This window comes from Paenibacillus paeoniae (assembly GCF_003388735.1).
Lineage (GTDB): Bacteria > Bacillota > Bacilli > Paenibacillales > Paenibacillaceae > Pristimantibacillus > Pristimantibacillus paeoniae.
Map to the genome: position 1 here is coordinate 882,697 of NZ_QUBQ01000002.1, position 21,231 is coordinate 903,927.

General features: G+C 48.0%; 20 protein-coding genes. 3 read left to right on the top strand and 17 right to left on the bottom strand.

The features are described from left to right. Window positions 1-136 precede the first annotated feature (136 nt). From DX130_RS16140 to DX130_RS16170, 7 genes are all read right to left on the bottom strand, one after another. Complete coding sequence (locus DX130_RS16140) at window positions 137-1,561, bottom strand: Sapep family Mn(2+)-dependent dipeptidase (protein WP_116047075.1); 1,425 nt, start codon at window positions 1,559-1,561, stop codon at window positions 137-139. A 27-nt stretch (window positions 1,562-1,588) separates the two neighbouring features. Beyond that, on the bottom strand, window positions 1,589-2,434 hold the full coding sequence (locus DX130_RS16145) for a carbohydrate ABC transporter permease (RefSeq protein WP_116047077.1): 846 nt from the start codon (window positions 2,432-2,434) through the stop codon (window positions 1,589-1,591). Between the two features lie 2 nt (window positions 2,435-2,436). After that, window positions 2,437-3,309 carry a carbohydrate ABC transporter permease gene (locus DX130_RS16150; protein ID WP_116047078.1) on the bottom strand — a complete coding sequence of 291 codons (873 nt, stop codon included), beginning with the start codon at window positions 3,307-3,309 and terminating at the stop codon, window positions 2,437-2,439. A 97-nt stretch (window positions 3,310-3,406) separates the two neighbouring features. Next, window positions 3,407-4,672, bottom strand: a complete 1,266-nt coding sequence (locus DX130_RS16155; RefSeq protein ID WP_116047080.1) for an ABC transporter substrate-binding protein — start codon at window positions 4,670-4,672, stop codon at window positions 3,407-3,409. Between the two features lie 45 nt (window positions 4,673-4,717). Further along, window positions 4,718-5,896: an acyl-CoA dehydrogenase family protein gene (locus DX130_RS16160; RefSeq protein WP_116047082.1), complete on the bottom strand. Its 1,179-nt coding sequence runs from the start codon at window positions 5,894-5,896 to the stop codon at window positions 4,718-4,720. Between the two features lie 109 nt (window positions 5,897-6,005). Then, complete coding sequence (locus DX130_RS16165) at window positions 6,006-7,091, bottom strand: response regulator transcription factor (RefSeq protein WP_116047084.1); 1,086 nt, start codon at window positions 7,089-7,091, stop codon at window positions 6,006-6,008. Further along, window positions 7,084-8,811: a sensor histidine kinase gene (locus DX130_RS16170; protein WP_116047086.1), complete on the bottom strand. Its 1,728-nt coding sequence runs from the start codon at window positions 8,809-8,811 to the stop codon at window positions 7,084-7,086. The genes DX130_RS16165 and DX130_RS16170 overlap by 8 nt, the downstream gene beginning before the upstream one ends. A 337-nt stretch (window positions 8,812-9,148) precedes the next feature. On the opposite strand from DX130_RS16170, the gene DX130_RS16175 reads away from it, so the two are divergent. Beyond that, window positions 9,149-9,388 carry a hypothetical protein gene (locus DX130_RS16175; RefSeq protein WP_116047087.1) on the top strand — a complete coding sequence of 80 codons (240 nt, stop codon included), beginning with the start codon at window positions 9,149-9,151 and terminating at the stop codon, window positions 9,386-9,388. A gap of 103 nt (window positions 9,389-9,491) precedes the next feature. On the opposite strand, the gene DX130_RS16180 is transcribed toward DX130_RS16175, so the two are convergent. From DX130_RS16180 to DX130_RS16195, 4 genes are all read right to left on the bottom strand, one after another. Beyond that, window positions 9,492-10,529: an NAD(P)/FAD-dependent oxidoreductase gene (locus DX130_RS16180; protein ID WP_116047089.1), complete on the bottom strand. Its 1,038-nt coding sequence runs from the start codon at window positions 10,527-10,529 to the stop codon at window positions 9,492-9,494. Continuing rightward, window positions 10,530-11,510 carry an ABC transporter substrate-binding protein gene (locus DX130_RS16185; RefSeq protein ID WP_116047091.1) on the bottom strand — a complete coding sequence of 327 codons (981 nt, stop codon included), beginning with the start codon at window positions 11,508-11,510 and terminating at the stop codon, window positions 10,530-10,532. It lies immediately after the preceding gene. A gap of 106 nt (window positions 11,511-11,616) precedes the next feature. Continuing rightward, entirely contained in the window at window positions 11,617-13,254 is a 1,638-nt protein-coding gene (locus DX130_RS16190; RefSeq protein WP_116047092.1) for a helix-turn-helix domain-containing protein, read from the bottom strand. A gap of 543 nt (window positions 13,255-13,797) precedes the next feature. Next, complete coding sequence (locus DX130_RS16195; RefSeq protein WP_133297938.1) at window positions 13,798-15,501, bottom strand: collagen-like triple helix repeat-containing protein; 1,704 nt, start codon at window positions 15,499-15,501, stop codon at window positions 13,798-13,800. A 352-nt stretch (window positions 15,502-15,853) separates the two neighbouring features. Here DX130_RS16195 and DX130_RS27465 point away from each other — a divergent pair, with 352 nt between their 5' ends. Next, window positions 15,854-16,327: an S-Ena type endospore appendage gene (locus DX130_RS27465; RefSeq protein WP_420818531.1), complete on the top strand. Its 474-nt coding sequence runs from the start codon at window positions 15,854-15,856 to the stop codon at window positions 16,325-16,327. Window positions 16,328-16,406: 79 nt separating this feature from the next. Here the strand turns inward: DX130_RS27465 and DX130_RS16200 are convergent, their stop codons facing one another. The 4 genes from DX130_RS16200 to DX130_RS16215 form a co-directional block, all read right to left on the bottom strand. Then, window positions 16,407-16,793: a DUF3992 domain-containing protein gene (locus tag DX130_RS16200; RefSeq protein ID WP_116047094.1), complete on the bottom strand. Its 387-nt coding sequence runs from the start codon at window positions 16,791-16,793 to the stop codon at window positions 16,407-16,409. A 40-nt stretch (window positions 16,794-16,833) separates the two neighbouring features. Then, window positions 16,834-17,196 carry a DUF3992 domain-containing protein gene (locus DX130_RS16205; RefSeq protein ID WP_116047096.1) on the bottom strand — a complete coding sequence of 121 codons (363 nt, stop codon included), beginning with the start codon at window positions 17,194-17,196 and terminating at the stop codon, window positions 16,834-16,836. Between the two features lie 263 nt (window positions 17,197-17,459). Further along, window positions 17,460-17,780 carry a carboxymuconolactone decarboxylase family protein gene (locus tag DX130_RS16210; RefSeq protein WP_116047097.1) on the bottom strand — a complete coding sequence of 107 codons (321 nt, stop codon included), beginning with the start codon at window positions 17,778-17,780 and terminating at the stop codon, window positions 17,460-17,462. Further along, the gene (locus tag DX130_RS16215; protein ID WP_116047099.1) at window positions 17,761-18,189 is read right to left on the bottom strand and encodes a tautomerase family protein; all 429 of its coding nucleotides are present in this window, start codon (window positions 18,187-18,189) and stop codon (window positions 17,761-17,763) included. The genes DX130_RS16210 and DX130_RS16215 overlap by 20 nt, the downstream gene beginning before the upstream one ends. A 108-nt stretch (window positions 18,190-18,297) precedes the next feature. On the opposite strand from DX130_RS16215, the gene DX130_RS16220 reads away from it, so the two are divergent. Then, a complete protein-coding gene (locus DX130_RS16220) occupies window positions 18,298-19,179 on the top strand; it encodes a LysR family transcriptional regulator (protein ID WP_116047101.1) in 882 nt (293 codons plus the stop codon). A gap of 20 nt (window positions 19,180-19,199) precedes the next feature. Here the strand turns inward: DX130_RS16220 and DX130_RS16225 are convergent, their stop codons facing one another. Both DX130_RS16225 and DX130_RS16230 read right to left on the bottom strand, forming a co-directional pair. Next, window positions 19,200-20,195, bottom strand: coding sequence for a FecCD family ABC transporter permease (locus tag DX130_RS16225; protein ID WP_116047102.1), 996 nt, complete (start codon window positions 20,193-20,195; stop codon window positions 19,200-19,202). Continuing rightward, window positions 20,195-21,229 (bottom strand): FecCD family ABC transporter permease, encoded by a 1,035-nt coding sequence (locus DX130_RS16230; RefSeq protein ID WP_240644534.1) that lies wholly within the window; start codon window positions 21,227-21,229, stop codon window positions 20,195-20,197. Before DX130_RS16230 ends, DX130_RS16225 begins: the two co-directional genes overlap by 1 nt. Window positions 21,230-21,231 lie beyond the last annotated feature (2 nt).

Genomic DNA, 21,231 nt, shown 5'->3' on the forward strand with positions numbered 1-21,231 from the left:
CAGCATCAAGCCGCCTCCAGCCATGGAGGCGGCTTTCTGGTAATTGGCTGTTCTTGCCGTTCCTATGGGAAGGCATCTGCCGAGCTTATGGCAAGCATTCATGAGATCATGGGCAGAGATGCCAGTGTATGCAACGTTAAGACGCGTAATCCGCCGACTGATACAGCTCATTAAGCTCTAATAAGGCTTTAATATATATCTTTAACGCGGTTAATAAATTCGGAATGGACTGCACCTCATCGGGTCCGTGAATATGTCCATGACCTTGGGGCAATTGGAGCGGTGACAAGTCCGTCGGCAATCCCGGTCCAAAGCCAACCGCATGAGACAGCTTTCTGGCATACGTACCGCCACCCATGACAAAAGGCTCCGCTTGCTCTCCTGTAACGTCCCGGTAGACGTTCGTGAGTCGGCCAACTTCTGGTGTATCGGGATTATAGTAGTTCGGCTCACTGACATGCACATGAGACAGTGTAAATCCGCTCTTCTCCAACTGCTTCAGCAAGATCTCGGAGGACTGTTGAATCGGATAACGAATATTTAATTCCAGCTCGAGTCTCCCCTCTTGTCCTTGCAGCTTCGTCCCTATACATGTTAACGCTCCAGAGATCGTATCCTCGCACTGTATGCCTAATGCCCGGCCATCATGATACTTGCAAATTTCATAAATTCGCTCAAGCTGCTTGCGTGCAGGCTCCCCAAACCATGCACCGTGGAGCAAAGGCTCCAGAAGGACCGCTATCGCATTTTGAGTGCCCTCAGGAAAGGCCGCATGCCCCGCTTTGCCGACAGCGGATAATATAATCGTCTCTTCGCTCTCGCTGTAAGGAATAGAAGCCGGCAGAGCGCTTAGCTTTGCCGTCGCATCACCATCACGTGATACTACAAGCTCAGCGTAACCAGGCACGCTATTGGAGGCTTCTCCTCCCTGCATTCGAAGAATTGAAGGATCAGATAGGTCACAGCCTAACGTTACCGAGAGCATTCCCTTCTCTCCATAGCACACCGGAAAGCCGCTATCCGCAACTATATTAAAGTCGGGAGTCGTATAATGCTTGCGATAGTACGCAACATCATGCATGCCGATTTCCTCACCGCTGCCGATCATATGCCGAAGATGATAGTTCAAGGGGATGCCTAGCTCCTTAATGAATCTGAGAGCATAGAGCACAGCAATCACTGCCCCTTTATTGTCCTGCACCCCTCTGCCAATCAGAAAGTCATCCCTGACTGTACAAGCAAAGGGAGGATATATCCAGCCCTCTCCTGCTGGCACGACATCCGCGTGGCCCCATATGCCAACCGAGCGCTTCGCTGCATCTCCTAGGCTAATTTCTGCACAATAATACTCACGGTTAATGGTTTGGAAGCCAAAGCGTTGACCTAAATTCAATACATATTGAATCGCTTCCGCGCAACGTTCTCCGAACGGATAAGGAGAGGATGGATCATAGCTAGCTACACTTGGAATGTTCACGAATCCGGCAATATCCTCTAGCAACGCGCTCTTATGCTCCTGGATCCATTGCCCAATCTTCTCATCAATCACGATGTCACTCATCTTGATCCTCCTGTCCCGAACTCCGGCTTAGCCTTTAATAGCCCCTTCAGTCAATCCAGCAATAATGTACTTCTGTCCCGCAGCATACACCACAATGATGGGAAGCATCGCCATCAAGTAAGAAGTGAACGCCATTGTATAGTTAAAGGAATACTCCGTCTTGAAGTTATATTGAAACAACGGCAGCGTCCAAAATTCCTTCGATTTATTCAAAATGAGCAATGGCAGCATAAAATCATTCCAAAACCATAACGCATCCATAATAATGAGCGTCACTAGCATCGGCATAATTAATCGCAAAATAATAGAATAATAGATTTGGAAGGTGCTGCAGCCGTCAATTCTAGCCGCCTCTTCGATCTCCATCGGCATGCCTTCAATATAATTGACAAGCAGGAATACCCCTCTCGTTAAGCTCAACGCACCATACAATAAGATCAGGCCCACAGGATTAAGCAGGCTGAGATTGGTCATGATTTTCGTCAGAGGAAGCATAATGACCTGGAACGGGACAAACAGTCCTAACAAAATATAAAGGTATACAAAGTTGTAATATTTTTTGTGCCGATTGCGGGCAATCGCATAAGCGACGGTAGGATTAATAAGCAGAACCATCACGATCGATCCAATCGTAATGAACGTCGTATTCCATACATATCTCCAGTAGTTGCCTTTGGACAACAGTTCTGCGTAATTGGAGAAATCTAGAGCTCGAGGCAGGTTGAAGAAGCCTTGACCCGCTTCCTCCAATGACTTAAGGGAATTAATGACAACCAGATACATCGGTCCCAATATGATGATGATGCCAATAAGCAAAATAAGGTTTCGAAGAATGCGCCAGCCGAGTCCTTCTTGTCGTATCGATACATTCATCCTTAATGAACACCGCCTTTGCGACCTAGCTTGATTTGAACGAAGGAAAGCACTGCGATAATGACAAACAAGATGACGGCTTCCGCATTCGCCATCGCAAATCTCAAGTTCTGAAACGCATCATTATAGATCATAATGCCAATCACATTCGTAGATTTCACCGGCCCTCCGCCTGTCAGCGTATAGGCATAGTCGAAGGAGGTAATGCCTGCTTTAATCGCAAGCACCATATTCACGGTAATCGTAGGAATGAGAAACGGAAACGTAATATAACGAAAACGGTTGAAGGTGCTCGCTCCATCAATCCTTCCCGCTTCGTACAGCTCAGAAGGAACCGATTGCAGACCCGCGATAAAAATAAGAGTTGGCAGTGCCACAGCCTGCCAGATGTTGACGATCACGACCGCAATCAGAGCATACTTCGGATGAGCTAGAGGACTTTGATAAAATGCTGCTATATCGAACGCCTCGCCAATGAGAGGAACAACCCGGACGAATAGCTGATCCCAAATTAATGAAATCGTGACTGCACTAATCATAGCCGGCAAGAAATACACCGATTTGGCGAAAGTTTGAAGCTTCTTTAACGAGTTTAGGCTTAGCGCCAGAATGAGCGATAGAATCATGACGCCGGCTACAAGCATAATGGCATATTGGCCAGTGACGATTAAGGACTGCTTGAAGTTGGGGTTGTTCCATAGATCCACATAGTTGCTGAAGCCTACATAATTATAGCCAGAACTGATCCCATTCCAATCCGTGAAGCTATATTGAATACCTACAAAAACTGCATAAGCAAAAAACAATGTATACAGAATGACAGCAGGAAGAGTGAATAAGAAGTAAGTCGAGCGTTCCAGAAATTTGCTTGCCATGCTGCACCTTCCTCCTCTCATAATGCCTTGAACGGGGGACAAAGCTGAACGACAACTTGATGGACTCAAATTGCCGTTCAGATTCATGCTATTGAATTTACTTAACTGCGTTAAGCTTGATCGTCTCATCTATGTTTTTCAAATACTGCTCAGGTGTCTCGTTATTGATCAGATAACCTTGAGTCGTACCATACAATTCAGTGACGATGGCGCTTGGAAGCGTAGAAGACATCCAGTCATGGACATTGCCATTATCGATAAAATCCAGCAGCGGCTGCAGATACTTATCCTCATAGGTTGTACCATTAATGATCGACGGTTCACCGGATAGATCCGACCACTTCTGAGCCACCTCTGGGCGGGCCAAATACTTCAGGAACGTAAGCGCAGCTTCCTTCTCCTCAGGCTTAGCTTTCGCAGAGATGGATAGAGAAGCATTAACGCCCGACAGAGCTGTTGTCGTATCTGCTGTATCATTCGGCAGCGGGAATGCGCCGAACTTCAAATTAGGATTAGCCAGCTTAATATTGCCGCGGCCGTAGGAGCCGGAAATAATCATGGCAGCTTGTCCATTCGCGAATGCTTCTTGCATCATCTGAGCGCTCACGCCAAATGCATCCTTGTTGGCATACTCCGTTAGCTCTCTCAGCTTTTTCGCAAACTCCAGAAACACCGTGTTGCCTTCAATTTGCCCTTCGCCTTTGGCTACTTTGGCCATCTCTTCAACGCCGCCAGGCGCAAAGGCAATGTTCGTCGCTTGGAAAATATGGCCTACATCCTTCAGCGGAAGGTACAGCGGCGTAATGCCCTTGCTTTGGAACACTTTACTCGCCTCAATAAACTCGGCATAGGTTGTTGGAATTTCTACACTGTTTTGCTCAAATAGATCGACATTATAGTAGACGGCCATGTAGTTGCGAGCATAGGGCAGAGAATAGTAGCCGCCGTCATCTGCCGGTGTCATATCCAAATATTTTTGATTAACGTTTTTAATGAATGGTTGATCGCTCAGGTTTTCGATAAATCCGTTTTTCACTTTTTCCTTGAACTGAAGCTGCGTCGGAAAATCCGTGAAGAGGGGCGGAATATCGTTCGTCGCAAAGCGAGCGGTTAACACTTTAACGGGATCCGGCACGGTATTCATATCGATCACAATATTGGGATATTCCTTGGAGAAGTCGGCAATAACCTCGCGATAGGCGCTCTGAATCGCTTCTTCACCCTGCTGCTGGAAAAATTCAATTTTGACCACATCGCCCTTGCCGTTATCGCTATTAGACGGCGTGCTTTCTTTGCCGCAAGCGGTCATCACCAATGAAGCAAGCAATACCGCTATAATGGATAGTTTTGTTCTTCTTTTCATCCCTATCTCCCCTGACTTTAAGCTGTTTATTTGCACCTATAACGCTTATCTCCCTAATGCACGATTAGCCAAATTCGTAATGACCACATCGTCCATTGGCGGATTATGAAGCCCAGCCCGAACATCGCGATACATGCGCTCAAGCGGAAAAGACCGCGACAGGCTTAACCCTCCTACAATTCTCATAGCTTGATCTACGATACGCACGGCTGCATTCGTCGCAATATACTTCGCAACCCCCAGCTCAGTTTTCAACTCCGCTCGATGCTCTACTTCCTTATCCCAGCGCTCCGCCGTATGGTACAGGTAAGTTCTTGCCGTAATGAGATCAAGCTCCATCTCGCCGATTTGCCGCTGAATATGAGGAAGCTCCGCGATAGGAACTTGCAACGAATTAGGCTTATGCTTGGCTGCGAAGGCAATCGCGAAATCCCGGGCGCCATGCGCAATCCCCAGATAACAAGCCGGAATATGAAGCATATTCCCATCCGTTGGCACCGGTTTGCGCAACTGGCTATTGGCTCCGCCGCGAATCAGATGCCGATCCGGGACAAATACCCCGTCCATGACGATGTCATGACTGCCGGTAGAACGCATGCCAAGCGTGTTCCATGTCTCCAGAATCTGAACCCCTTCTCCCGCTTCGATGAGAAAAGAGCCCACCGTATCGCTATCTGTCATCGTTGCAGAAATAATAAACTTCCTCAGAATCGGACTTAATGTACAGAACGATTTCTGGCCTGAAATCAACCAGCCTCCGTCCACCTTTTCCGCTTTCGTCTGAGGCTTTCCGCCGCGAGATGGGCTGCCTGTTGCCCGCTCGCTTGCCAATTCATTCAGAATAAGTCCATCCTGTACAACTTCGCGGCATAGCTCGCGGAACAACTCCTCCGGACAAGCGCCCGATAGATGAAGCTGCTTCAATAAACCAATATGCCAGCCGATCGCCAGTGCTGTGGAGCCGTCTCCTCTAGCCAGACGTTCTTGAGATAGAACGAGTTCATAGATGGATGCTTCCTCTCCTCCATATGCCCTCGGTACGGTAAGAGCCAGATAGCCGGAATCTCTTAAATCATCGAAATTCTCGAAGGGAAATGCTCCTTCAAGATCATGCTTAGGAGCCCGCTCTGCAAATATCGCCGCTAAACGATCTGCTCTCGCTGCAATGCTTGCTTCCCGTTCATTTCGTATAAAGCGATCAGAAGGATCAGAGTATGTCACCATGAACAACGCCTTTCTTATAAACCTCATTGGTTTACTTTGTTTTATAGTAATCGCATTCCATTCCTAATAAAAGATAAAAAAACCGAGCTTTTTATTGTAAAAAACCGAACTAGTCCTCGCCACATTGCTGTTTGCGATAATCATTAGGAGTACATCCGGAAAACTTTTTAAATACATTGGAGAAGTACTGCGGATCTTGGTCAAAGCCGCATTGATCCGCGACTTCATAGATCTTTAATGCAGGATATGAACGCAGCAGCTCCTTTGCCTTTTTCATCCGCACAGAGGTCAGAAACTGGGTATACTTCTCTCCTGTATCCTGACGAAACAGCTTCCCCAAATACTCGGAGTTCAGGAACAAATAATGCTGGGCAAGCCACTGCAAGGAAAGCTGCCTATTCTGAATATGCTCTACGGTTAACTGTTTTATTTTGAGAACGAGCATCGCTTTTTTATCCACTTTGCGGAAATGATAGCTTGCATACAGCCTGCCGAGTTCCTGCTGGAACGCTTGCAGGTCCTGTCCTTCTACATCCGTATGTGCGATGCGGACGCTATATTCTGCATTCAACTGATGGCAGATATAGGCCAGAACATCGTTACTATTTACCTGGATGGCACTCATTGGCACGCCTTCGCTCAGCAATTGCTCGATCCAGCTTCTCGATACCTTTATTAATTGAGCTTCATCCGCTTGAACAATGGCCTGCAGCAAATCACTAGGTACGGAAGAAGAAATGATGGCTTGTTGATCTGCTTGTGCTGCTTTTGTTGCTTTGACGGGCTGTGTTTGATGCTTATAATGGCTGCGGGCAGCGTCTACCTCTTGCTTGGACCACTGCAGCGCCTCTGTAATCTCATTTTCGTCGCTTGGCTTGAGCAAATATCGGCGTACCCCAAAGCGCATCGCCTGCGTAGCCAACTCGAATTCACCAAATCCGGACAACACAATAAACACGGTATGGGGGTAAAGCTGTAACCCCTGCTCGATCAATTGAAGTCCATTCATAATCGGCATCTTAATATCCGTAATAACCACATCAGGCTGAAGCTCTTGAAGCATCTCCAAAGCTTGCTGCCCATTAACAGCAGTTCCGGCTAATATCATGCCAAGAGAAGTCCAGTTAATCGCTTCCGCAATCCCCTCTCTCGCCATTCGTTCATCGTCCACAATTAATACCCGATAGCTACTCATGATGATCTTCCCCCTTTAATAAAACAGGAATTCGAATTCGGATAATCGTTCCTTGATCGATGCCTTCCAATATGGCAATGCCATACGGCTCGCCATAGAGCAATTGAAGCCGTTCATGAATGCTTCTGAGACCAATCCCGTCTCCAGAGTCTTGCTCCAAGTAATGCGTGTCCATCCCCGGGCCTTGATCTGCGATCCATATATCGAGCTGCTCTCCGAAGCGTTCTCCACTAAGCGTAATATGGCATTCTCCTGTCCGCTCATCCATGCCGTACTTAATGGCATTCTCCACAATCGGCTGCAGAATCATCGTTGGAATATAGCAGCTCGTAAGCTCATCGGGGATATTAATCTCACAGTGCAACCGTTCTTCAAAACGGTATTTCTGAATCAGCAAATAATTGTCCACATGCTGAATTTCTTCCTGGAGCATGACCATTTCCTTCTTGCTAGTTGTGCTTCTCAGCATATCGCCCAGCGCTTTGACCATGCTGGAGATGCGCTCCTGCCTGTTGCGCCGAGCCAGCCAATTAATCGAATCCAGTGTGTTGTAGAGAAAATGAGGATTAAGCTTGGCCTTGAGCGCCTCATATTGAGACTCCTTGATATGAATTTGCTTAATATAGTTATCCTTAATCAGCCGGTCCAATGAAGCTGTCATCTTATCGAAGTTGTTCGTCAACCAGCCGATTTCATCCATATTTTTCGCTGGCAGTTCACGATGGATAACAAAATCTCCTTGCTCCACTTTGCTCATCCGGTTAGCCAGCTTCTCAAGCGGACGCGTAATGCTTCTGGCAAAAATAAAGCCGATCCATATAAGCGATACCAAAATGAACGTATAGAGAAGCAGCAATACATTTTTCATCAGAATGGCTTTCTGGAATAAGGATTCATAGGGTACTAGATTCACTAAGGTCCAGCCTGTGAAGCTCATCGTCGATAAGGTGGTCAAATACTTATGATGATCCAATGTCAGCATCTCATAGCGTTGACCTGACCGTTCATTCTGAATTAGCGAGCTTGGCATCATTTCCTGCTTCCATTGCTCATCATTCCAGTAGATGGGCACATGATCTTCATAGATAATCAATGAATTGTTGGAGCTTGAAGAAGGCGGATTAGAGCCGATGGAATCTATCAAATCATCAGCATTTACTCGAACAATGAACGTCCCTAGTCTAGGGAAATCCATGCTTTTGAGCCCTCTAATCTCCCTTAAAGAAGTGAAAATTTTGGAGTCGCGTTCCCCGCCCTTCCACAGACTTCCGCCCTCCTTCTCAGTCGCCATATCAATAAATTGCTTAATATAGGCTGGCGCAGCCGCATCCTTCGTAGTGCCGAGCCAATAGTCATTGCCCCAATAATCGATAATCGCCACAGAGCGAATCGTATAATTAAAGATCCGATACGAGAACAGCTTCTCTTCGATGGCCTTAATCGCATAATAGGTTTCACTGCTATTCGTGCCTTTCTTGATCTTCTCCAGCTCTTGCTGAATGTCAATATCGCTTGCGATCGCTTGCGTCATTCGGTCAATCGCTGCCAGCTTATCCTCGATCCGTTCGGCATATAAGTACAGCTTCTCGCTTGTTTGCTCATAGACAAGCTGCTCATACAGCTTATGCGTCTTTTGCACGTATAAAAGGCTAATGCTGCTCGTGAACAGAACACCGATCAGTACAAACAGTACCAGCTTATGCCTTATTCTTATGTTCATTCCGCACTCTCCCTTTGCCTTATCGCCGACTCATAACCCTTGAAAGGAGCAGAGTATCTCAAATAAAAAATACTCTATATTCCCCAGTAAAACAATAGGAAATAAGAGTATTTTAATGGATTATCCACGCTCAATTGACCGGCACGCTATCATAATGCCCAAATCTCATCCCGTCAAGAGATTTTTTGCAAATATGCGACAATGCGGGAGGAGCCCCTCTTTTTCTTCGAGAGGAGCATGTATATGCCCGTATAAGGAGCCATACCGCATTTTCCAATCCACATGGTTTCACGTAAAATTTGCATTAGATATGACTTTATTCAAAAGGAGAATGAAGATGCACCGAGTGGACAAGATCAAATTTGTGCTCTTTTTCGGCAAACCGCTTGAGGAACCTTGTTACGGGTATATGGAGATGAACTCGGATGGCCAATTGATTGCGCTCTTTAATAAGCATGGCGAGGAACTGGACATGAATGGCGGACATGAAGTAATCAAGGTGAAGACGTTGGGCAAATTCGATAATGAAGACCGCGATAACTTCTATGACTTGCTGGAGAGCGATGGTGTTGGTTAACCGTACAACAACAAAAGCCGCTCCTTATGAACTGCTCCTTTAGATTGAAAATTGGAGGTGCAGTTCAATAAGGAGCGGACTTTCAGTGTGTGGCAGAGCCAATCTATTTCATTTGCTCTTGTGTAATCTTTTTGTTCTTTTCATTAAACCGTTCATTATGAGAAGACACGCCGGCCATATCCGAAGCAGCCGGGTCCAGATAGAGCTTCGCGCTGTTCACGGCCAACACCGCATCGTTGAATGCGCCAGCGATCAATCGTACTTTACTGCCATAAGTGATGAAATCTCCCGCTCCGAAAATACCAGAAATGTTGGTCCGCATTCGCTGATCAACCGTCAGCCCATAGTCTTCCTTGGCTAATCCCCAGTTCAGCAAAGCGCCAAAATCACGATCAAATCCATGATTCACGACCACTTCGTCAGCTTCGATACGTACAAGCTCACCGGTCTCTGCATGTTCCAGCGTGATGCTTTCAAGCTGATCCCCAGCGCCGTGCAGACGGAAGATTCGATAAGGAGTCATAATTGTAGCGGTTGCTTTCATTTGCTCGACAGGCTGCTCGTGTGCCGAAAATTCATTACGCCTATGAACGACGATAACTTGTTTCGCTAACTTCGCAATTTCGTTGGCCCAATCTACCGCAGAATCTCCTCCGCCGGAAATCAGGACGCGCTTATCCTTGAATCTCGCCAAACTCGTAATCGTATAATGAAGGTTCGTCAATTCGTACCGATTCGCGCCTTCAATATCCAGCTTCTGAACTTGCGTCATGCCTCTGCCTGCGCATAAAAGAATCGTGCGCGTGTAGTGGCGCTCGCCCGTTTTGGATGTCAATTCGAAGATGCCATCCTCCTGGCGATTGACATGAGCCATCTCCTGACCCAGTACAATGGTAGGATCGAATGTTCTCGCTTGCTCCTCCAATATCTCAATCATCTTCTCGCAACGAACCGGCCCCACTGCGCCAACATCCCAAATCATCTTTTCAGGATAGGTACGCATGAATCCCCCTAGCTCCTCTTTCGCCTCGATTAATTTGGTTCGCATCGCTCTCATTCCGCTATAGAACGCGGCATACATCCCGGCAGGTCCTCCGCCAATGATGGTGACATCATAGATATCCCTTTCGTTCGCCTCCATTTAAGACACCAACTTTTCTACAATGTAGTCAATGAGCAGGCTGGTTCCAATTGGACCTTTCGCTTGAACATAATCATTCGTATTCAGCGGGAATACATGCTTGTTTTTAACCGCGGCCATATTTCTCCACAACGAATTCCCTTCCAATTGCTTCAAGGAATCGGTGCTGTCATAGTTCTCCATCGCTCTTTTCTCCAGGAAAATATAGTCCGCCTTAATATCCGGCAAGATCTCGAGTGAGAACGGTGTGAACCAATCTGTCGAATCTTTGAAAATTTCGGGACTCTTCAGTCCAAGCGTTTCGTAGAAGAATCTGCTGATTTCGTCATCCGCTTTTGGCCCTAAGTAACGGTAACGTTCCGGCTCTACTCTTAGCACAAGCACGGATTTGTCCCCGATGGCTTCGGCTATTTTCTCTTTTGCCGCTTTCGCCTTTTCGTCAAATGCAGCCAATATCTTATTAGCCTCTTCCTTTTTATCGAAAAGGATAGCCAACTCATGCATCTCGCTGTGCATGGCATTGCTTCCTTTCAAGGCAACAGTCGGCGCGGTTTTGGACAACCCTTCATACGCTGTGGCTTCCAAGCCTCCTCCCGGCACAATTATCATGTCTGGCGCCAAACTGAGGATTTGCTCAAAATTGTAGATATACTGCGCAGTCGGAATCATTTCAACGCCGTTTTCCTCAAAATACGATGCTCGGTAGGCAGGTTCAAGCTCAGGCACGACCAGAACATACTTTGGCTTAATTCCCATCTCGATTAAATACTCCGCATAGGTGGAGCTTGTTACGAACAGGTTTTTAGGTTCCGCAGGAATGGTCACCTCTCCAAATAGATCTGTCACCACTTTTGTTGCACTGCTCCCTTTATCCCCCTCTATCGCCGAAGTTCCCTCTTTCGTATTCGATGAGCTGGAACAAGCCGCAAGGATAACAGCCAGCACTACCGTCCCCAATAAAATAATCAATCGTTTAACCATCTTGCTTTCTCTCCTCTTATTGAAAATAATTATCATTATCAAATACTATCAAATAAGAGGACAACGTTCCATAGCGGATGGTGCATATTCGATTGCATTATTGTGCTCACTCATTCTGACGTCCTAGTAAGCTGCTAATCACTTGGCCTAGCATCTTCGTATGCCCGATGACTCCGCAGCCATCCACCCAAAGGCGCGTATCCATGTAGAAAACTCGATCATGATGTACCGCCTTTAACTTTTTCCAGTGATGACTCTCTAACAGTTTATCCATATAGTCGTCTGAGTTAAAATGTTCCATCACGCGTTTTTCTATGAATAAATAATCGGGATTGGCCCTCTCCAGCAACTCGATGGGACAAGGGTTAAACCACGCCTCCCCCGTCTGCAAGGGCACTGGAAGCGACAAGTTCAACTTTTTATAAAGCAATTGAGACATGCCGCTTGAGTTCCCGCCTAAGTACCGGTACCCGAAAGGCTCTACTCGCAACACCATGACGGTAGCAGAGGAATCCGCCAAAGCTTTTAGCTGATCCCGTGCCGTATCCAATTCATGACCGACTTGAGCTTGGAGCATGGCTGCTTGTTCTTCTTTATTAAATAAAGTCGCAAGTTGATTCAGCAGAACTTCGATATCCCGGGATAATCCCGTTATAACCGGTGCGATTGTGCGCAGCTTCTTCTTCATGGCTTCCGTTACAAAATGCCCAATAATTAATTCAGGCTGTTCTTGCTCCATGCATTCGAAATGAATGACATATTGCGGAACTTCCAGCAGCTTAATACGATGTTCATGAAAGAGCTGTCGTTGATGATCAGCTAATAGCAAGGGCGTTACAACTACAGCATGTGGAATGACGCCGAGTCCGATCAACACTTCAGCGCAAAGTGGTGAAAGAGAGATCAGTCTGCGCTCGCTCAACGTTCGAGCGTAATTTCTCGGCGATACGCCCGCCAATTGTTTGAAACGACGACTGAAATAAGGAGCGTCTTCAAAACCTGCTTTTTTCGCGATTTCTTGCGTTCTCGCTGAGGTTAGCAGCAGTTCCTCCTGTGCGCGATAAATCCTATAGTTAGCCAAATAATCCAAGGGCGGCTTGCCGTATCGCTCATTAAACTTTCGAGAGTAATGCCACTGGCTGATTCCCGCGATTTGGGCCAATTGTTTGCGGGTAATCACCCTATCGTAATGCTCTTGCATATAAGCGATTGAACGCATCATACCTTTTTCGATCGTTTGCTGCTCGCTAGGTTGCTTTTGATATAATTGATTTAATAATCCATAGAGAAAATGCTGGTTTTCAACCATCCTGCCGCTGCTATCCTCAAGCCATTCTTCATTCAACCGATCACTGATGCTGGATAAGAAACCGCCTGTCAGCCCGATTTTCATAACCATATTTCCATCGGGTACACGCCATTCGAAGCTCTGGCCTCCTCCTTCTTTATGAAATAACGTATAAGTATGAAACTGAATTTGCCAGCCCGCTAAATCCAAATCTCCCCCTTCTACTACTTCGATAACCAAATCCCTCTCCATCGCGATTAAATGTCCAGGTGCCACATGAACATGTTGCCCATTTATATTCCAGATCGCTTGACCATCGGTAATTAAGACCAATGTGGGACTGGGCATATGATGAATAGCGCCCACAGTCATCCATTTACCCGTTAGTGGTGCAGTCGACTCCCATTGGGCAATCCATTGTCCCGCATTCAGCTGCGGTTCTCCCACGTTCAACATGCATAACCTCCTTTAATCCAACTTTCATATGCTCAAAGAGGGCCGCAGCAGGCCTCTGCTCTTAACCTGTCACAGCCCCTATCCTTACATCAGTCACGTCTTCTCAGATCTCCAGCGTGTGAGAAAATTCATCCGAAACGTTAAAAAGAAGATCCTGCTGCCAATTTCAGTCCCTTTACGGTATTCGACATTTTGCAGCCCTTCTGCTGATAAGCATCTCAGGCAATCCTCCTGTTTTCATCGCTGGTTTCACCTTCTCCATCCTAGTAAATTATAATTGATAACTATTATCAATTACAACGGAAGGCTTTAACAGAAAACAAAAAAGACCATGATAGGTCGCTTGCCCATAGCCTGTTAGCGTATCTTTGTAATGAAGCGGAGCTTCTCAAATTGAATGCATGCAACATTGTGAGGAGACTGAAAAAAAATATCCCTGACCGCTTAAAGAAAGCGCAGGGAATGTATGTTTGCCAGCAGGCAAGAATCAGCGTATCGTCTCGACAAGCAGTGAATCATATGCTCGGAGCATTCGTGAGCCATTCAGGCGATTTGGTGGATAGACCATACAATACCTAGACCTGAAGGACCACCCAAGTTCAAATTCAAGGTGAGACCGCCGGTAACATACACTAAAGTAATCTGATCGCCAGCGTTCAATGCGAGATCGCCAGCAAGCGCAACATCTCCGGAAGCAAGAATAACTCTAAGTGTCAAAATCAATAAGGTTACATCCACTATAGACAACGCTCCGTTAAGAACATCCGTAATGACAGGGCCCGGAGCGGTTCGTCTTATACGGAAGGACGGAAAAATCCCTGCTCCCAACTGCACATTAATAGTGGCTGTTGTTGCATAGTTAATCGTAGCTTTAATAGAATATCTTCCCGTATTCGGAACGGTAAATATGCCGGTAACTGGGTTAAAGCTTGCATTTCCATAGTATGGACTTGCTACAGACCAATTATTTAACACCGTAGTGTTGTTCACAGTCAGGCTCGTAATTAGCGCCGAAAAACCCGTCGTGGCAAAATTAGGTCCGGTTGCTCCTGTTTCGCCGGTGGGACCTGTGGGACCCGTTGCACCGGTTGGACCTGTCGGGCCGGTTGCTCCTGTGGCCCCGGTTGCTCCCGTCGGGCCAGTGGGACCTGTTGCTCCCGTTGCACCGGTTGCTCCTGTCGGGCCAGTGGGGCCGGTTGCTCCTGTTGGACCTGTCGGGCCAGTGGGGCCTGTTGCTCCCGTTGCACCTGTCGGGCCTGTTGGGCCGGTTGCTCCCGTTGCACCTGTCGGGCCTGTTGGGCCCGTCGGCCCGGTTGCTCCCGTTGCACCACTCGGACCTGTCGGTCCTGTTGCGCCTGTGGCGCCGGTTGGACCCGTCGGGCCAGTGGGGCCGGTTGCTCCCGTTGCACCGGTTGCTCCTGTCGGGCCAGTGGGGCCTGTTGCTCCTGTGGCACCGGTCGGACCTGTCGGGCCGGTCGCTCCCGTTGCACCTGTTGCTCCGGTTGGACCTGTCGGGCCCGTTGCTCCTGTGGCCCCGGTTGCTCCCGTCGGGCCAGTGGGGCCTGTTGCTCCTGTCGGGCCTGTTGGGCCGGTTGCACCACTCGGACCTGTCGGTCCTGTTGCACCTGTTGCTCCTGTGGCGCCGGTTGCACCGGTTGGACCCGTCGGGCCAGTGGGGCCTGTTGCTCCTGTGGCGCCGGTTGCACCGGTTGGACCCGTCGGGCCAGTGGGGCCTGTTGCTCCTGTGGCACCGGTCGAACCTGTCGGACCCGTAGGGCCGGTTGCACCTGTCGGACCCGTGGGGCCAGTTGCACCGGTTGCACCTGTCGGACCTGTCGGGCCCGTTGCACCGGTTGCACCTGTCGGACCTGTCGGGCCCGTTGCACCGGTTGCACCTGTCGGGCCTGTTGGGCCTGTTGCTCCCGTTGCTCCCGTTGCTCCTGTTGCTCCTGTTGGACCCGTAGGGCCGGTTGCACCTGTCGGACCCGTGGGGCCGGTTGCACCTGTCGCTCCTGTTACTCCCGTTGGACCCGTCGGTCCCGTTGCACCTGTCTCACCTGTTGCTCCCGTTGCTCCTGTCGGACCCGTCGGGCCGGTCGGACAAACCTTTTCGTCCGTTCCATCGCAATATAAAGGGCAACAATTGTTATGTCTTTTACTGGTCCCATCCGCAATCCCCTCGACACCATATTCACAGCCCGGACCGCATCCAGAGCTGCAGCCCGTCTTGCACCCGCATGATTTCATATGCGACCCTCCTTCTTTCAAGTCACATGGACAGCCATTATCATTACATGTTGAAACTTGACATGTTGCTTATGCCATTGACCTCCTTCAGCCGTAATTTAATAGAATAGGCGGATGACACAATTATGACCATTATCCTTTAAACGAATAACCAATTACCCCATCCAAACATCTAATATAGTCAGGGATACTGCAAATCGGGCAGGAAAGGAAGTGAATAGGCTTGAAACAATTCGGGCGCTCTCCAAAAAAAAACCTTGTTTATCTCATCATTTTATTATCCCTGCTGGAGTCGAGGAGATCTCGCATATCTGCCAGACGCAGAAAAAGAAACCAGACTTCCCATTGGCCTATGTTTGTACCCGTAAAAAAAACGCCAAGGCGCCGCTGCACCAAAAAGGTACCCTGCCGCCAGCACCCTTTCGATCCCCCGGCTTGGACACTCCCTCCAGTCGACCCGCCTATTGAGCAAGCTGCTCCGTCAAGTCGATTACTCGAAAAGGAATGCTGCGGCAATCTCTTGTTTCAGGAAAACCAGTATGTCCCGCAGCAAATATGGAAAAGCGCCCCCCTTGTTCAGGCGGCGCTTACGCAAGTGTCAGTTTATAATGAGCGATCAAGTTCCGGGTATATGGAGGTCGTCGTAACGGGACAGAATAAATCCAGCATGCAGGTCCACCCCGGCAATACCGGAACCTTGACCGCACGTAATGTCAGCTCGATTCAAGTATCAGCGCCAAACAACCCTTCTGACCAAATTGAAGGAAAATATTTGATTACCTCATTTTTCAAGCTTAGAGCTCACAAAAGGGGCCGATCATGCTAAGCCGTTCAAAAATAACGGAAGATGCCGCTTAGGCGAAAGCGTGCCCCTATTGCGTTTTAAGCGTAGCAAGGCTAAGCCGTTAAGCAAGCGGATAACGGACCGTCGCGCAGAACTCGCCTGCAAAGGGTCCTTCGCCAGCAGCAGCCACGGGGAGTATGACTTGCAATTCATTAAATCTACGGAAGGTAAATGAAGTGCTCGTGCCCGGTGTAAGCGTTATGGGAGTGCCAATAACAGTATTATTTGCTCCGATCGCTTGAACCGTAATGGGTTCCGGGCCAGAATCATATTGCAAATACCCGGTGGCAACCAAATTCTGACCGAAATTATTGGTATACACGCTAACCGTAACGACTGCCGCCGCACCAGTGGGGACCTCCCCCGCCCAAGGCATACACACCTTGTCTTGCACATATTCCTGATCCTTACAACATGTCAATGATCCGCTTGAACAGTTGCATGCCATCTTAAAATCCACTCCCTAACATTTTAGTCAGATATAAAAACTAAGCGACGGGGTACCGAGTCGTGATGCAAAACTCTCCCTGGTAATCTCCGGCCGTAGCCGGAATAGCAACCTGTATAGACGTGAAACGGCGACTCGTAAAAGAAGTACTCTGTCCGGGAGAAAGAATAAACGTTTCCAAAGCCGTGCCTGCGCTATCGAGAATTTCGAGAGTGATATTAGCGGGTCCGGTATTATACTGAAGATATCCTGTTCCGACAATATTGCGATTGATGTTATTGGAATAAACGACTACATCGTTTGCCGCTGCGCCGCTTCCATTCCAGGGGTTGCACACTTTGTCTTGCACATACTTCCTGTCGGGGCAACAATACAGTGAGGATGAAGAACTCTTGCATCCCATATGCAGAGCAACTCCTTTATTAAATAGTTTCCTTTACATATGAAATGCCGAATATGCTTACTTTGCGTGGATTTATACCTACGATTGTTATTTTTTGATAGCTTTCAAAACTTCGGCCTCTTAAGAGACATAGGGAGTCCCCTACAGCAAAACAAACCGTCAAGGAAACTTACATTCCCTGACGGTTTGTTGTGGATGATACGATTGTTACTATATCTCATTCATCTGTAGGTGTATAGAATGCTTTTGAACCCAACTATTCTTTATTCAAAGACGCTCTTTGCAACCGATATCGCAGAGGCTGCACGCGGCCACCCCGTGTAAAATGCCAAGTGCGTGATGGCTTCCACCATTTCTTCTGGTTTCAGTCCATTTTCCTCAGCTAAACGAAGGTGATACGGAAGTTGCTCAGTCATGCCCCCCGCGACCAAAGCCGCCACGGTAATCAGACTGCGATCTCGCAGAGAGAGTTCCTCTCTTCGCCACACGTCCCCGAATAACATCTCTTCCGAATAGCGGACGAATGCCGAAGCGAAATCTCCATACGCTTTCCTTGCGTTAGATTCAATCTTCCGATGCTCCATCGCTTACTTCTCTCCCTTCCCTTCTCTGAAGCATCTGGGCGACTCCATTCCCGAACGACCAATCCTCGAATTCCGTCTCGAGTAGCACAATAAACACATCTTCTTTTCTCATCGGAACAGCCGTTGACAGCTTTGTTGCTAACGTGTCGTAGAGACTCCTCTTTTGTTCGACTGTTCGACCGGACTTGCAAGTGATTTGAATGAACAACAAACCGTTGCTCCGCTCTATATTCAAATAGTTTCTGTTGTAGAAGAATTCCTCTCGTTTGTGAGCATGAAAGACTTGGAACAAATCATCCTCCGGCACATGAAAATGTTGAATCAAGGCCTCCATGATAGTTTGACTAATCTGCTCCAACTGACGGGATTCATACTGCTGTTCCATATAGCTGACTCGAATGAAAGGCATCAGAACCACTCCTTGCTTGTGTTGGTCTCATTGTACCTCTCCATTCTCCATCTGTATAATGGAATAAGATGATGAACTTAATCAAATTATTCGATTGAGGTGATGTAAATGGATTTAAAAGAACTGACCGCCTTTCAAACCATTGTTCAGGAAGGAACTTTCTCTCGAGCAGCAGAAAAATTAAACTATGCCCAATCGACGGTAACGAATCAGATTCAGCGGTTAGAGAAGGAGCTGGGCGTGCAGTTGTTTGACAGACGATGGGATGTACAACTGACAAGTGCCGGGCGGTTATTCGCGTCGCAGGTGGATAACCTGATTCGGCATTGGAACGATGTTGCTGGGCTAGCACGAGCACTTCAACACGATGAAGTCGGGCTTGTGCGCGCGGGAGGAATTGAATCTGTAATGGAGACCGTGATTGCTGATTCTGTACGCCGATTCCAGCAGCAAAAGCCACGCATGGCTTGCCAGATCGTCACAGGTAATACCGACTCCTTGGCCAAGTCACTTCTGAATGACGAGCTGGATTTTGCCATCTGCGGAGAACCCTCTGATCATACGGCCTTCTACTTCGAGCCTTTTTATCATGAGCATACCGTTCTCATCGCGGATCACAATCACCCGTTGTGCCAAAGAAGCCTGGTCTCTTTTGAGGACATCTTGGCGTATCCGATTGCTACAGGGGGGAGCACTTGCCTGTATCATCTTCAATTCTCCAAATATCTATCCCGGTTCAAGGGGGAGCCCCTTCTGCACCATATCGTTAATCGAATTCCAACCATCCCCTATTTCCTCAAACAAACGCTCGCTATCGGCCTCGTGCTGGAGTCTACTCCTTTGATTCCTGAAGTCAAGCGAATTGAAGTAAAGCTGGATTTGCCGCGTATTCCAATCGGCCTTCTGCAGCTTCGACACCGAGAATACGCGGCTGAATCTTCCGTACACATGCTTCAAAGCATGATTAAAGAGGAGTTTATAGGGGTATAAGACATTTCTACAGACGAGTACTAAGAAGATCGCATCAACAAATAGATGAAATAAGGCACACTTACAATGGTCACGATCACGCCAGCCGGTATGCCCATGAAAAAGCTTGCTGTACGGACAATCGTATCCGATGCCAGAAGGATCATCCCCCCGATAATTCCGGCTGTAGGCAGCAGTAATTTGTGATCGGGACCCACTAGCTTGCGCGCCATATGCGGACTAATTAGTCCGATGAAAAAAATCGAGCCGCCGAGCGCTACGCTTCCAGAGGCAATTGCCACAGCGGCGAGCGTAAGACCGACAAACGATCGATTTACGGGTACACCGACGCCTGTCGCAATTTCATAACCCATTCCTATCGTGTTCAGTGTGCGCGATTTATACCAGACATAGCCGAATAACAGCAGAACCCATGGCGCGAGAATCGCAATGTAAATCCATTTATCGCCCCATAAGTAACCTGCCTGCCACTTTTGGGCGAACGCATATTGATTCTCATCAAGCTTAAGTGTCAAAAATAGCGACACTGCACCTAAACCTACATTAATCGCCACACCGGTCAAAATGAGTCGAGTAGAGGATGGAAATTTTCCTTTTCGGTATGAGAACAAATAGATTAAGAGTGCCGCAAACAACCCTCCGATAAATGCCAGCAGCGGGAGCATGATGGAAGAGGATAGACTCCCCACCCCCGCTACCGATATAAACGTGAGCACTACAAGGCCAGATCCCGCGCTAATGCCTAGAATGCCGGGATCAGCAAGATCATTGCGGAGAAGCCCTTGGAGTACCGTGCCTGACGTTGCCATTCCTATCCCAACCAGCACAGCTAACGCGATGCGCGGCAAGCGAAATTCGAACAGCACCAGTTGATTATCGGCTGTCCCCTGTCCGAATAAGGTTGTGATAACTTCAATCGGACTAAGCGCCATTTTGCCCAGATTAATACTGATAATGGCACCAGCTATTAGTAATACTAATAGTCCGCTTATAATGGATATGGATGAGTTTCTCATTAAAATGCCCTCTTCTCTCTACGGGAAATGAACAGAAAGAATGGCACTCCGATAATGGCAAATATAATGCCGAGCGCCAGTTCATTCGGACGAGCAAGAATCCGTCCTGTCACATCTGCCAACAGCATGAATACTCCGCCATAGATGGCCGATGCCGGAACAATTCGTCTGTAGTCAATGCCGACGATGAATCGCATCATATGAGGGACAATGAGTCCGACGAAGCTGACAGGCCCGACGAGCGAGGTGGACAAGCCAGCCAACAACAACACGGCGAGTAGGGACAATAGCTTCACTAGTTTTGTACGTTGTCCGACACTGACCGCAATATCGTCTCCAAGACTTAGAATGGCTATTGATGGAGATAAGCAGAGTGCGAGAACAACACCTGCAACAAACCATGGAAAGACAAAAAGAAGCTCTTCCCATGAAGCTCCTGCTACGCTGCCCGAAGTCCAGTAAACAAGTGCCTTGCCTATATTGAATTTCATGGATACGAACGTACCAAGAGCGGAGAACAGCATAGTAATTGATATGCCTGCAAGGACAAGCCGCTCCGGTGTCATGCCCCGTCGATTGAGTGCCGCAGCCAAATAGGTCGTGCCCGCTCCAAGTCCAGCCCCAGCAAAACCAATGAGCAGCATCTGCGTGTGACTGCTTCCAGGTAAGAACGCAAAAGCAAGCGCAACTGCAAATGCAGCGCCCGAATTGACACCCATCAATCCAGAATCAGCGAGTGCATTTCGGGTAGTACCTTGCATAATCGCTCCTGCTATGGCGAGACTTACACCCACCATAACGTCTGCAATTGTACGGGGGATTCGCGCAGATTGAATAATCTGATGCTCCGTTAAGGCAGGGTCAAATGCGAAGACAGCCTCCCATGCCGTAACTATATTAATTCGGGCGGCTCCAAACGAAATCGAGGCGGCTGCACATAGAAGCAGCAGTACAAATCCGAGTAGTAGAAACAGCATATAAATGAAACTGCCCCGGTTAACCGAGGCAGATTTGTCCTTCATCATCGTATTCATCC

What these genes read in the sequence shown, in the direction of transcription:
- DX130_RS16210 (WP_116047097.1), bottom strand. Translation starts at nt 17,780, where the DNA reads ATGGAGCATCGGAAGATTGAATCTAACGCAAGGAAAGCGTATGGAGAT.
- DX130_RS16190 (WP_116047092.1), bottom strand. Translation starts at nt 13,254, where the DNA reads ATGTTGAACGTGGGAGAACCGCAGCTGAATGCGGGACAATGGATTGCC.
- DX130_RS16225 (WP_116047102.1), bottom strand. Translation starts at nt 20,195, where the DNA reads ATGAGAAACTCATCCATATCCATTATAAGCGGACTATTAGTATTACTA.
- DX130_RS16205 (WP_116047096.1), bottom strand. Translation starts at nt 17,196, where the DNA reads ATGGGATGCAAGAGTTCTTCATCCTCACTGTATTGTTGCCCCGACAGG.
- DX130_RS16150 (WP_116047078.1), bottom strand. Translation starts at nt 3,309, where the DNA reads ATGGCAAGCAAATTTCTGGAACGCTCGACTTACTTCTTATTCACTCTT.
- DX130_RS16175 (WP_116047087.1), top strand. Translation starts at nt 9,149, where the DNA reads ATGCACCGAGTGGACAAGATCAAATTTGTGCTCTTTTTCGGCAAACCG.
- DX130_RS16155 (WP_116047080.1), bottom strand. Translation starts at nt 4,672, where the DNA reads ATGAAAAGAAGAACAAAACTATCCATTATAGCGGTATTGCTTGCTTCA.
- DX130_RS16215 (WP_116047099.1), bottom strand. Translation starts at nt 18,189, where the DNA reads ATGCCTTTCATTCGAGTCAGCTATATGGAACAGCAGTATGAATCCCGT.
- DX130_RS16165 (WP_116047084.1), bottom strand. Translation starts at nt 7,091, where the DNA reads ATGAGTAGCTATCGGGTATTAATTGTGGACGATGAACGAATGGCGAGA.
- DX130_RS16140 (WP_116047075.1), bottom strand. Translation starts at nt 1,561, where the DNA reads ATGAGTGACATCGTGATTGATGAGAAGATTGGGCAATGGATCCAGGAG.
- DX130_RS16200 (WP_116047094.1), bottom strand. Translation starts at nt 16,793, where the DNA reads ATGGCATGCAACTGTTCAAGCGGATCATTGACATGTTGTAAGGATCAG.
- DX130_RS16195 (WP_133297938.1), bottom strand. Translation starts at nt 15,501, where the DNA reads ATGAAATCATGCGGGTGCAAGACGGGCTGCAGCTCTGGATGCGGTCCG.
- DX130_RS16230 (WP_240644534.1), bottom strand. Translation starts at nt 21,229, where the DNA reads ATGAATACGATGATGAAGGACAAATCTGCCTCGGTTAACCGGGGCAGT.
- DX130_RS16160 (WP_116047082.1), bottom strand. Translation starts at nt 5,896, where the DNA reads ATGGTGACATACTCTGATCCTTCTGATCGCTTTATACGAAATGAACGG.
- DX130_RS16170 (WP_116047086.1), bottom strand. Translation starts at nt 8,811, where the DNA reads ATGAACATAAGAATAAGGCATAAGCTGGTACTGTTTGTACTGATCGGT.
- DX130_RS16180 (WP_116047089.1), bottom strand. Translation starts at nt 10,529, where the DNA reads ATGGAGGCGAACGAAAGGGATATCTATGATGTCACCATCATTGGCGGA.
- DX130_RS27465 (WP_420818531.1), top strand. Translation starts at nt 15,854, where the DNA reads ATGTTTGTACCCGTAAAAAAAACGCCAAGGCGCCGCTGCACCAAAAAG.
- DX130_RS16145 (WP_116047077.1), bottom strand. Translation starts at nt 2,434, where the DNA reads ATGAATGTATCGATACGACAAGAAGGACTCGGCTGGCGCATTCTTCGA.
- DX130_RS16220 (WP_116047101.1), top strand. Translation starts at nt 18,298, where the DNA reads ATGGATTTAAAAGAACTGACCGCCTTTCAAACCATTGTTCAGGAAGGA.
- DX130_RS16185 (WP_116047091.1), bottom strand. Translation starts at nt 11,510, where the DNA reads ATGGTTAAACGATTGATTATTTTATTGGGGACGGTAGTGCTGGCTGTT.